This window comes from Rhodococcus sp. P4_E4 (assembly GCF_056401575.1).
Window position 1 is genome coordinate 197,916 of sequence record NZ_JBFUJB010000019.1, and the last position, 12,030, is coordinate 209,945.

Sequence of the window (12,030 nt, forward strand, 5' to 3'; positions counted from 1 at the left end):
CGCGAATCAGCGACCCAGAATCGTCCGAACGAGTTTGAATCCCTGACCGATCGTCACGGTCGGCAGGTATGCCCGTCCGACCGCGTTGCCGATGCTCGGCAACGCGGCTGGATCGGCGAATGTCATGTGCATCGGCACGTACCGCGGCTGGAACTTCGATTTGAAGGCCAGCAGCGATCGAAATCCGTACACCGGTTCAAGGGTGCGACCGAGTAGGTCGAGCACGCTGTCCATCATCGCCGAGAAAGTCGTGGCCTCCGGTTCGTTCGCATTACTCTCGGAGTCACCGGCGATTGTTGCCAGCGGTGCACCGGACAGACTGAGGAACTCGACGCCCTCCTCCTCCAATTTCAGTGCAGCGGAAGCGATGAGGAACTCCATCGCGGGACGGAACCCTTCGGAGCGTCGCCTCATGAAGTCGAGTGTCCACCCGACGACTTTGCCGTCGCGGTACACCGGTAGCCACGACGTGACACCGTGCACGGTGCGATCCTCGTCGACCGCGATCAGGCATCGCACTTGTTCGTCGTCGACCTCGTCGAGTCCGCCGAGGGTGAATCCCATCTCGGGCATCCCCTTGTCCGCTACCCACTCCTCCGAGATCGCTACTATCTGATCCTTGATCGCGAGAGGTGCATGAGGGAAGGAAATCCACTCGGCGGTGATACCGGACTTCTTCGCCCGGTTCAGTGCTGTGCGCACGTCCTGGAACCGCTTTCCTGTGAACGCGACTTGTCCCAGGTCGAGCACGGTTTCCTCGGCGACCTGTAGACCGCTCCAGCCCATCGAATCGGTGATGGTTCGGGCGTCGTCGGTCACGGAATAGAAGCAGGGAATCCAACCGTTCGACGACGCGAACTCGGCGAACCCCTCGATCGCCGCGCGCATGCGATCTGGAGGACCGACCGGATCACCGGTGGTGAGAGCAACGCCGGCGATGACGCGATACGCGACGTAACTCGAACCGTCCGCGCTGAACCAGTAGGTGTTCCCCTTCCACGTCGTCATCCACGACAACGGGCTGCCGGTACCGGCGATCAACATGGATCGCGCTCGTTCGGCGGCTGTGGGATCGGCGGTCTTGACCGGCTTGAGGAAACTCACGAATACCAACAGGGCGGCAACGCCCCAGAACACGACGCCGGTCCACTCGAAGAGCAACGTCGACTCGATGTCCACGGGAAGCAGGCGCGGGTCGATCAACTGCAGGTACACCGGCGGTACAAGGCGCTGTGGGAAGTCCGCGAGCAGCATCGTGACCGTGGGCTCGCGGTCGAACCCGTGCCTGGCGAGCATTCCGCCGCCGACGTAGATCACGGCGAGGACCGCGAGCAAGGCCACGATCGCAGCACCGAGACGTCGGTACGTCTTGGCCGGGGCCGCGACGTCGAAGTATCGACGTGTGGCGATCAGCAGGATCAGCACGAAGAGCGGTGTCAGGAACGGCACCAGAGTTCGGTACACGTTCGGATCGCTGATTCCGTAGAACAAGCTGTCACTGTCGACTGCGTCGACGAACCTGATGACGAAGTTCCCGATCGAGAGGACGAGTAAGACGACCTGAGCACAGACAGTCGCAATCCAGGCGAATCTGCGGCCACGACGGAGCCCATCGCTCAACACCAGCACAAAAATCGACGGCATCAACGAGAGCAGAGTCGGCCCGATCCCCGAGAGTCTCAGCTCGAGGAGGCCGCGTCGGCAGTCCGGATCCGACGCGGATTCGGCGCACAGCTCACGTACTTCTGCGACGGTCCAGGGAACACCACGGAAGAGATCGCGGAGTACGGCGAGTGGGCCAACCGCCTGTGGGGACAGCGCGGCGATCATCGGGCCGATCGCACTTGCCGCGACGACGATGGCGACCAGGACGCGGCCCTCTCGCTGTGTCCCGGCGATGCGTTCACCGCGAGCCGATCGTCCGACGATCCACTGTCCGATGACCAAACCCACCACAGCGGCAAAGAATCGGATGACATCTTGCAGCTGACCACTGAACAAGGCCAAGGTGATGGTCAAAGCCAGGGTTCCGACGCGGATGCGGCGACGCCACAATGTCCCCATGTTCGAGCTGGCGGCCATCGCGGCGCCGACGATCCACGCGCTCGCGCCGACAGCGGAGCCGACATGGAGGCGGAACCCCCAATTGGAGTCGAACACTTTCACGAAGGATGCCCAGCCGAGCCCGAGCAGAACTCCCAAGATTTGAGTGCTTGCGCCGGCGATCGCCAGCTTGATCGTTCCCATCCGCCGTTCGAGAGGTGCAGCGACCGCAATCAGGAGCACGCTCGCGCCGATGTACCCGAGCAGGTTTCCTGCCCACAGCGCGGAGCTCAGTGGAATCCAGACATGTCCGTGCTGGATCGAGCCCATTCCCGCACCGATCGTGTGCTCGAGATCGCGGGACGGTCCGTGAACGAGGCTGCCGGTTGCGGCGCCCAGTATCCACATAGTGAGAAGTAGGACGACCGTCAAGGGTGCGTCGCGAATGCCGAAACGGATGATGCCGGCAGCTTTCTGCGTGACTACCCGCGCCCGTGATGTCGATTCTTCGGTGCCCGGCGAACTGTCGATCGTCATCTACGTGCGGCTACTTTCTGCGGATCGACTGTTGGCTTGCAATTATCGGGCATCGTCATTGTCGGGACTTTGGTCGTCTCACACCACCGTAACCGTCACGCAGATCACTATGGCCAATACCACACCCCCACCGAGGCGGTTACTACTACCAGTAGTACGTATTTCGTCGTGGAAGTCCGTAGAATCGAAGAATGGCAGGTCTAGGTGAACTCGAACGCGCGGTGATGGATCATTTGTGGTCCACATCGGAACCGCAAACTGTGCGACAGGTGCATGAAGCACTCGCGACGCATCGCGAATTGGCGTACACGACGGTAATGACCGTTCTGCAGCGCCTGGCGAAGAAGCATCTGGTGATTCAGCAGCGTGACGATCGCGCCCATCGTTATCTTCCCGTCAACAAGCGCGAAGAACTGGTCGCGAGCCTGATGGTCGACGCGCTGGCCCAGGCTCCGGAGTCCGGCGGTCGCGCTGCGGCACTCGTCCACTTCGTGGGACAGGTCAATGCTGACGAAGCCGATGCTCTCCGCGAAGCGCTCGCTGCCCTCGAGGTGCGCGAGTCCGCGAAAAAGGCTGCGCAGCCCGGAATTTCTAGGCCGAACTGATTTCGTCGTGCATGATGTGTAGGACATGAACGCCACTACTGCACTGGTTTTCGGACTGCTTGCCTTGTTGCTGGCCGGTCCGGTTCCCGCACTCCTGAGCCGCTCCACGTGGCCTTACCGCGCTCCACGCGCGGCGTTGGTTCTGTGGCAAGCCGTCGCGATTGCTGCGGTGCTGTCGGCATTCAGCTCGGGCCTGGCCATTGCCAGCCAGCTGCTCGTTCCCGGCGCTGACGGTAGGCCGACGACGGCCCCGACCGCCGAAATCGATGCACTCGGGCTCCCGCTGTGGATTCTGTACGTGGTTGTTTTTGCCCTGACGCTCCTGATCGGCGCGAAGCTGATCTTCTCGATAATCCAGGTCGCTGTGAGAACCCGACGTCGCCGTGCACGTCACCGCGTGTTGGTGGACCTTCTCGACGACTGCGCCATGCCCGCGTCGGTGGAACGCACACCCGATCTGCGGGTGCTGGACGTGGACGAACCGATCGCCTACTGCCTGCCAGGTCTGCGCCAACGCGTGGTTCTCAGTCAAGGCACTCTGCAGAACCTCGATCATGCCGAGGTCAAAGCAATTCTGACGCACGAGCGTTCACACCTGCGAGCTCGTCACGATCTGGTCCTCGAGGCTTTCACGGCCGTCAACCACGCGTTCCCCCGTTTCGTCCGTAGCAAGTCGGCTCTGGGATCGGTACAACTCCTGGTGGAGTTGCTCGCCGACGATTCAGCTGTGCGGGCTACCGGTCCCACTCCCCTCGCGCGGGCACTTGTCGCGTGTGCCGGATCGACGGCACCCCGCGGAGCGATGGCAGCGGGCGGCCCGTCGACGCTCATCCGAGTGCAGCGCCTCTCGGCCGACGATGCAGATCCCCGCATCGCAGTTTTTGCGTATCTCGGGGCGGTCGCGATTCTCGTGGTTCCCACGGTTGCGGTGGCTGTGCCCTGGCTCACCGAACTTCGACTGCTTTTCAACGCATACTGAGTCTTGACCTGCGCAACCCCGTGTAGTAGTGCAGGTCACAGGCGGGGCTACCTGACTTCGGTGTCCCCGGTGGCGTAGAGTGGACCACGGCCACCATCGTGGTCCGTCAACATATAACGGCACACAGCCCAATTCCCCGCAGTATGCGTTCGGATTGCCAGGTGACATGTGCCCTGGCTCGTCCCTTTGCGAACTGTGTCGTGTATTTCAGCATGGCTTCTTCCGCTCCGCGACGTGCCCGTAGTCCGGAGAGGTTTCCGCGTGACCAACGCTGTCCAAATGTCGTCTTCCGAGAACATCGAAGACCCCACCGTCAACACCCCCGCTGCCGAAGAAGCAGTCGCCACCGAGCCGGGTATCACCTTCGCCGAGATCGGCCTGCCCGAGCAGCTTGTTGCCGCATTGGCGCGCAACTCCATCACCGTCCCGTCCCCCATCCAGGCACAGTCCATCCCGGACGCGCTCGCCGGAACCAACGTTCTCGGCCGCGCACAGACCGGATCGGGTAAGACCCTCGCCTTCGGCCTGCCGATGCTGACCCGCCTCTCACGCCACGAAGATCGCCCGGCCGCCAAGCGTCCCCGCGCACTCGTGCTCGTCCCCACCCGTGAGCTTGCTTTCCAGGTGGTCGACTCCCTCAACTCCTACGCCGGCGCACTCGGACTCACGGTTCGTCCCGCTGTCGGTGGAACGCCGTTCGCCAAGCAGGTCGATCAGCTTCGCCGCGGCGTAGACGTCCTCGTCGCAACGCCGGGTCGCCTGGGCGATCACCTGCGTCAGGGCACCTGCATCCTCGACTCGGTGGAAATCACCGCACTCGACGAAGCCGATCAGATGGCGGACATGGGCTTTCTGCCCGAGGTTCGCTCGATCCTCGGCGAGACCCCCGCAGACGGACAGCGTCTGCTGTTCTCGGCAACCCTCGACCGTGAGGTCCAGTCGCTGGTTCGTCAGTTCCTGGCCAACCACGTCACCCACTCCACCGAAGACGGCCGCGCAAGCGTCGACACGATGGAGCACTACGTCCTCCTCGTCGATCGTGGGCAGAAGGATTCCGTCCTCGCCGAGATCGGTGCCCGCGACGGACGCACCATCATGTTCGCCCGCACCAAGCTCGGTTGCGAGGGAATCACCGATCGCCTCCGCGCAGTCGGCATCGCTGCCGAGTCGCTTCACGGCGGCAAGGCACAGAACCAGCGCACCCGCGTCCTCGAGCGTTTCAAGAACGGCCGCACCCCGGTCCTCGTCGCAACGGACGTCGCAGCACGCGGTATCCACGTCGACGGCATCGACCTCGTCGTTCACGTCGATCCCCCGGCCGACCACAAGGACTACCTGCACCGCGCTGGTCGTACCGCTCGCGCCGGCGAGAAGGGCACCGTTGTCGCCATCGTGCTGCCCAACCAGAAGCGTCAGTTCAAGCGTCTGACCGGAATGGCCGGCGTCAATGCCGCAGCCGTTGCCGTCACCCCGGGTTCTGCTGAACTTGCTCGCATCACCGGCGCCAAGAAGCCGACCGGAGAACCCTTGCGCGAGAGCTCTTCTCGTGGCGAGCGTTCCTTCGGTGATCGTGGCGGAAGCCGTGGCGGCTACCAGGGCAACCGCTCTTCGGGCGGATACCAGGGCAACCGCTCTTCGGGCGGATACCAGGGCAACCGCTCTTCCGGTGGCTACCAGGGTGACCGCTCCAGCGGCGGATACCAGGGCAACCGCGACAGCCGCCCCTCGACCGGATACCAGGGAAACCGCTCTTCCGGTGGCTACCAGGGAAGCCGTGACGGCGAGAGCCGCGGCGGATACCAGGGCAACCGCTCTTCCGGTGGATACCAGGGTGATCGCTCCAGCGGTGGTTACCAGGGCAACCGTGACAGCCGTCCGTCCTACGGAGACCGCGACAGCCGCCCGTCGACGGGTTACCAGGGCAACCGCTCTTCGGGCGGATACCAGGGAAGCCGTGACGGCGAGAGCCGCGGCGGATACCAGGGCAACCGTTCGTCCGGTGGTGGATACCAGGGCAACCGCGACAACACCCGCTCGTACGGCGATCGCGACAGCCGCCCCTCGACCGGATACCAGGGCAACCGCTCTTCCGGTGGCTACCAGGGCAACCGCGACGGCGGCGACAACCGTGCAGCCTCGACCAGCGGTGGCGGCTTCCGCAGCCGCACCGACCGTCGTAGCTATGACGGATTCGACGGCCCGAAGCGCGATCAGCGGTAATACCTGCGCTGAGCTGCGGCTCGACAACTGAACACTGAGAACCTTCCGGCTGTGCCGGAAGCTGTATCGAGACGGATGCAGGTCACTGCAATTAAAGTGATCTGCATCCGTGTTTTGTATGCACGGTCTGATGTTCACGCGCGTCGCGGCCGCACCGTTTTCGGCTGCGCACAGCGCAGGATTTCACAGCCGCGGACCGAGAGGGAAAGCTGTAAGTATGTCAACCACTAGCACCGAATCACCCCGAGCTCAGATCGGCGTCACCGGCCTGGCCGTCATGGGTTCGAATATTGCCCGCAATTTCGCCCGCCACGGTCACACCGTTGCCCTGCACAACCGCAGCATCGCGAAGACCGATGCCCTGATCGCCGAGCATGGTTCCGAGGGCGATTTCGTGCGCACCGAGACCGTCGAGGAGTTTGTTGCCGCACTGCAGAAGCCGCGACGCGTCCTGATCATGGTCAAGGCCGGCGCCCCGACCGACGCCGTGATCGAAGAGCTCGCGAACGCCATGGAGCCCGGCGACATCATCATCGACGGTGGCAACTCGCTCTACACCGACACGATCCGTCGTGAAGCAGCGATCCGCGCCCGCGGTCTGCACTTCGTCGGCGCTGGTATCTCCGGTGGCGAAGAAGGCGCACTCAACGGTCCGTCGATCATGCCCGGCGGCCCGAAGGAGTCCTACGAGGCTCTCGGCCCGCTTCTCGAGTCCATCTCCGCTCACGTCGACGGCACCCCGTGCTGCACGCACATCGGCCCCGACGGCAGCGGTCACTTCGTCAAGATGGTGCACAACGGCATCGAGTACGCCGACATGCAGCTCATCGGCGAGGCGTACAACCTCTTCCGCGACGCACTCGGTTACGACGCCGGTCAGGTCGCAGACGTCTTCACCGAGTGGAACAAGGGCACGCTCGAGTCCTACTTGATCGAGATCACCGCCGAGGTGCTCCGCCAGGTCGACGCCGAGACGGGCAAGCCGTTGGTCGACGTCATCGTCGACGCTGCCGAGCAGAAGGGCACGGGCCGCTGGACGGTCAAGTCCGCTCTGGATCTGGGCGTGCCGGTCACCGGTATCGCCGAGGCCGTTTTCGCTCGCGCACTGTCCGGTAGCCGCAATCAGCGCGCCGCAGCTCAGGCGCAGGGTCTGGCCGCCGGCTCTCTCGGCGACAAGCCTGCTGACGCCGAGCAGTTCGCCGCCGACATCCAGGCCGCGCTGTACGCGTCGAAGATCGTGGCGTACGCGCAGGGCTTCGATCAGATCGCTGCCGGCAGCGCCGAGTACGACTGGAACCTCAAGCCTGCCGACCTGGCGACGATCTGGCGCGGTGGCTGCATCATCCGTGCGCAGTTCCTCAACCGCATCAAGGACGCGTTCGACGCGGATCCGAGCCTGCCGAGCTTGATCCTGGCGCCGTACTTCCGCGAGGCCATCGAGGCAGGCATCGACAGCTGGCGCCGCGTGGTCGCCACCGCGACGATGCTCGGCATTCCGGTACCGGCGTTCGCGTCTTCGCTCTCGTACTACGACGGTCTCCGCGCGGAGCGTCTGCCGGCCGCCCTGACTCAGGGTCAGCGCGACTTCTTCGGCGCGCACACCTACGAGCGCATCGACAAGCCGGGCAAGTTCCACACACTGTGGAGCGGTGACCGCAGCGAAATCGAGGCCTGATTCACAGCGGGTATCGGTAGATGCGGTCATCTGCGTCTACCGATACCCGGTAGCCTGGACAAATGCAGGAATCGACGATCGACTCGCCCACCTCGACCGAAGGGCGTTCGTTCGTCGACCTCGGAATCCCCGCCGTGATGGTGCACGCGTTGCGCCGTAGCGGCATCGATGCCCCCTTCCCCATTCAGTCGGCAACCATCCCCGATGTTCTTGCCGGTCGGGATGTCCTCGGGCGCGGCGCGACGGGTTCCGGAAAGACTCTGGCCTTCGGGCTTCCGATGCTGGTGCGCCTCAAGGGTGGGGCGAGCAAGCGGAATCGTCCGCGCGGTTTGGTGCTCGCTCCCACCCGTGAGCTGGCGATCCAGATCCACAAGGCACTCGACGACGCTGCTACCGAGATCGGTTTGCGTGTGGCAAATGCGGTCGGTGGCGTTCCGATCAAGCGCCAGGCCGACATCCTTGCCCGCGGCGTCGATCTGCTGATCGCGACCCCAGGGCGCCTACTCGACCTACTCGAGCAGAAGTCGGTGATTCTCGACGACGTCGTGATCACGACCATCGACGAAGCCGACCACATGGCAGACATGGGTTTCATCGACGAGGTTGCGAAGATTCTCGACACGACACCGAAAGACGGTCAGCGCCTTCTCTTCTCGGCAACACTCGACGGCAAGGTCGACGATCTGGTCGCGGGTTACCTGCGCAATCCGGCGTCGCACTCGACTGCTCCCCCGGTTGCCACCGTCTCGACCATGGAGCATCACCTGCTCTTCGTCGACCGCGACGACAAGAGATCCGTTGTCGCACATATCGCTTCACGGGCGGGGCGGACCATCATGTTCGTCAAGACCAAGCACGGAGTGGATCGTCTTGCGCAGCAACTGCATTTGATCGGCGTCTCGGCCGGCGCTCTGCACGGCGGCAAGACACAGAACAACCGGACCAAGACCCTCGCGTCGTTCTCCGACGGGACGACACCGGTCCTGGTCGCCACCGATGTCGCCGCGCGCGGAATCCATGTCGACGACGTGACGCTCGTCGTTCACGTCGATCCCCCGGCGGAGGCGAAGGACTACCTGCACCGGGCCGGCCGGACGGCACGCGCCGGGGAATCGGGCGTCGTCGTCACCATCGTCACCGACGAAGAACGTGATTCGGTCGAGAAGTTGACCAAGCAGGCAGGTATCAAGGTTCACGGTGTGCGGGTCCGCCCCGACGATCTGGAACTCACGCGCATCACCGGCGCGATGGAGCCGACGGGAATACCGGTCGAAGCTCCCGATACGACGGTCGCCGTCAAGCACACCGCCAAGCGTGGCCGTCAGGAACACGACACTGCCGGCCGGACCGCTGCCGGAGGCCGGATGAAGAAGGACGGCGACAAGCGCGCCGCTTCCTCGCGGCGCGTCACCGATCCGAAGAGTGTGAAGAAGATCCGTGCGGACGGCACTCCGGTCCCGACCCGTTCGGAGCGTCTGGCGTCCAAGGGCTTGACCCCGCGTCGCGGCGCACCCGGCGCAGGAAAGCCGTCTGCCGGAAATCGGGCGGGCAAGCGCGCACACTGAGGGAATGGGTGATCTTCCACTGATCTCTGTTCTCTGCGCACTCGTCGCCGCGCTTCTCTTCGCGTGTGCCTCCGTCGCTCAGCAGCGCGCCGCGTCTGCGGTTCCGGAGGGCGAGGCGTTGGTGGCGTCGTTGATTCGCAGTCCTCGGTGGTGGGCCGGGCTGATCGGTGACGGCGGCGGTTACGTCATGCAGGCCGTTGCACTGTCGTTGGGTTCGGTGTTGGTGGTGCAGCCACTGATCGTGACCTCGCTGCTGTTCGCGCTGCCACTTTCGGCCAGGTTCTCTGGAATTCGCATTACCCGTTCTGCGTGGTCGTTGGCGATCATGCTCGCGATTTCCTTGGCAATCTTCCTCGTAGTCGGCGATCCCACCGAGGGAGACAGCAACGCTCCGTGGTCGGATTGGGCTGTGCCCCTGACGATCACGGTCGCAGTGGCCGTGGTCGCAACTATCGGCGGCTTGTCCAAACTCGACGGTGGCTGGCGCGCTCTGCTTCTCGGCTCTGCGGCCGGAATCTTCTACGGCGTGGCCGTCGCATTCACCAAGTACGTCACCGACCTACTCGGGCACGGTGTCGTCGGGGTGATTTCGGCATGGCAGACGTGGGCGCTGATCGCCTCGGGCGCAATCGGGGTCTACCTCCAACAGCGCGCATTCCAGGTCGGGCCCCTGTCGGCGTCACTACCCGCCCTGACGATCGGCGAGCCGATCGCGGCCATCTTCCTGGGGATGACGGTTCTCGACGAACGCCTCCGCGTCGACGGTCCCGGAATTGCTCTCATCGGGTGCGCCGTCGCCGTCATGATCATGACCACGATCGCCCTCTCCCGCTCACAAGCGCGCGATACCGAGGGCGCTACGGCGGAATCGACGGTAGGCTCGTGAAACGTGCAGTTCCTCGAAGGGCAACGCCCCCCATACGACCTGACCTACGACGACGTCTTCCTCGTCCCTAACCGGACCGAGGTCACCTCTCGGTTCGACGTCGATCTCAATTCTTCCGACGGATCCGGAACGACCATTCCCGTCGTCGTCGCCAATATGACCGCAGTCGCCGGCCGCCGCATGGCCGAGACTGTCGCCCGCCGCGGCGGACTGGTCATCATTCCGCAGGACGTCCCCACCGAAGCGGTCGCCGAGACCGTGGCGTTCGTCAAGAGCCGCCACCTCGTCGCTGATACGCCGGTGACGCTGAGTCCGGACGACGCCGTCTCCGATGCGCTGGCGCTGCTACCCAAGCGTGCACACGGCGCAGTCGTGGTGGTCGAGGACGGCAAGCCTCTCGGTGTCGTCACCGAGGCTGCCTGCGCGGATGTCGATCGGTTCACTCGCCTACGTACCGTCGCGATCACCGACTTCGTCACCGCCCCGGTCACCGCCACACCGCGTGAGGTCTTCGAACTGCTCGAAACCAAGCACGATCCGTTGGCCGTCATCGTCAACGAGGACGGAACCCTCGCCGGCGTCCTCACCCGCACCGGCGCGATTCGTGCCGGCATCTACGACCCCGCAGTCGATGAGCGCGGCGCACTCCGGGTCGCTGCTGCGGTCGGTGTGAACGGCGACGTGGGCGCCAAGGCCAAGGCACTCGTCGACGCCGGTGCCGACGTGATCGTCGTGGACACGGCTCACGGTCACCAGCAGAGAATGATCGATGCGCTCACCACCCTCAAGGCGCTCGACCTCGGCGTCCCGTTGGTTGCAGGCAACGTGGTGTCCGCACAGGGAACCCGTGATCTGATCGCCGCAGGCGCGGACATCGTCAAGGTCGGCGTCGGGCCCGGAGCCATGTGCACGACTCGCATGATGACCGGCGTCGGACGCCCGCAGTTCTCGGCCGTCGCGGAATGTGCTGCAGCAGCACGCGAGCTCGGCAAGCACGTCTGGGCCGACGGCGGCGTTCGCCACCCTCGCGACGTTGCACTCGCCCTCGCGGCGGGCGCGTCGAACGTCATGATCGGCTCGTGGTTCGCCGGCACGTACGAGTCCCCCGGCGATCTCAAAGTCGATCAGGCGGGCAACGCGTACAAGGAGAGCTTCGGTATGGCCTCCAAGCGCGCTGTTGCCGCTCGCACAGCCACCGAAACGGCTTTCGATCGCGCCCGTAAGGGATTGTTCGAGGAAGGCATCTCCAGTTCGCGGATGCGTCTCGATCCCGAGCGCCCCGGAGTCGAGGACCTGATCGATCAGATCTGTTCCGGCGTACGCAGTACCTGCACGTACGCGGGTGCGCGCTCACTCGAGGAGCTGCACGAGAAGGCAGTTCTGGGAGTGCAGTCCGCCGCCGGATTCGCCGAAGGACGGCCGCTTCCGTCGGGTTGGTGAACCACGTTTTATGACAGTCGGCGGGTGCTCGGGTCCCTACTCCCGGGCGAGACAAACCCGGCGGCCCCCGTGCACACCTC

At 64.4% G+C, this 12,030-nt stretch carries 8 protein-coding genes; 7 read left to right on the plus strand and 1 reads right to left on the minus strand.

Annotation, left to right across the window (positions count from 1 at the left end):
• Nucleotides 1-6: 6 nt before the first annotated feature.
• A complete protein-coding gene (locus tag AC1DVN_RS21180) occupies nucleotides 7-2,580 on the minus strand; it encodes a bifunctional lysylphosphatidylglycerol flippase/synthetase MprF (RefSeq protein ID WP_477994194.1) in 2,574 nt (857 codons plus the stop codon).
• Nucleotides 2,581-2,771: 191 nt separating this feature from the next.
• On the opposite strand from AC1DVN_RS21180, the gene AC1DVN_RS21185 reads away from it, so the two are divergent.
• The 7 genes from AC1DVN_RS21185 (at nucleotide 2,772) to AC1DVN_RS21215 (ending at nucleotide 11,950) form a co-directional block, all read left to right on the plus strand.
• Complete coding sequence (locus tag AC1DVN_RS21185; protein ID WP_003944876.1) at nucleotides 2,772-3,185, plus strand: BlaI/MecI/CopY family transcriptional regulator; 414 nt, start codon at nucleotides 2,772-2,774, stop codon at nucleotides 3,183-3,185.
• A 25-nt stretch (nucleotides 3,186-3,210) separates the two neighbouring features.
• Entirely contained in the window at nucleotides 3,211-4,164 is a 954-nt protein-coding gene (locus AC1DVN_RS21190; protein ID WP_003944922.1) for a M56 family metallopeptidase, read from the plus strand.
• 261 nt (nucleotides 4,165-4,425) lie between these two features.
• On the plus strand, nucleotides 4,426-6,384 hold the full coding sequence (locus AC1DVN_RS21195) for a DEAD/DEAH box helicase (RefSeq protein WP_477994195.1): 1,959 nt from the start codon (nucleotides 4,426-4,428) through the stop codon (nucleotides 6,382-6,384).
• 217 nt (nucleotides 6,385-6,601) lie between these two features.
• Complete coding sequence (gndA, locus tag AC1DVN_RS21200) at nucleotides 6,602-8,059, plus strand: NADP-dependent phosphogluconate dehydrogenase (RefSeq protein WP_007730904.1); 1,458 nt, start codon at nucleotides 6,602-6,604, stop codon at nucleotides 8,057-8,059.
• Between the two features lie 62 nt (nucleotides 8,060-8,121).
• On the plus strand, nucleotides 8,122-9,624 hold the full coding sequence (locus AC1DVN_RS21205) for a DEAD/DEAH box helicase (RefSeq protein WP_003944962.1): 1,503 nt from the start codon (nucleotides 8,122-8,124) through the stop codon (nucleotides 9,622-9,624).
• Between the two features lie 4 nt (nucleotides 9,625-9,628).
• The gene (locus AC1DVN_RS21210) at nucleotides 9,629-10,510 is read left to right on the plus strand and encodes a DMT family transporter (protein ID WP_020907757.1); all 882 of its coding nucleotides are present in this window, start codon (nucleotides 9,629-9,631) and stop codon (nucleotides 10,508-10,510) included.
• 3 nt (nucleotides 10,511-10,513) lie between these two features.
• Complete coding sequence (locus AC1DVN_RS21215; RefSeq protein WP_020969620.1) at nucleotides 10,514-11,950, plus strand: GuaB1 family IMP dehydrogenase-related protein; 1,437 nt, start codon at nucleotides 10,514-10,516, stop codon at nucleotides 11,948-11,950.
• Nucleotides 11,951-12,030 lie beyond the last annotated feature (80 nt).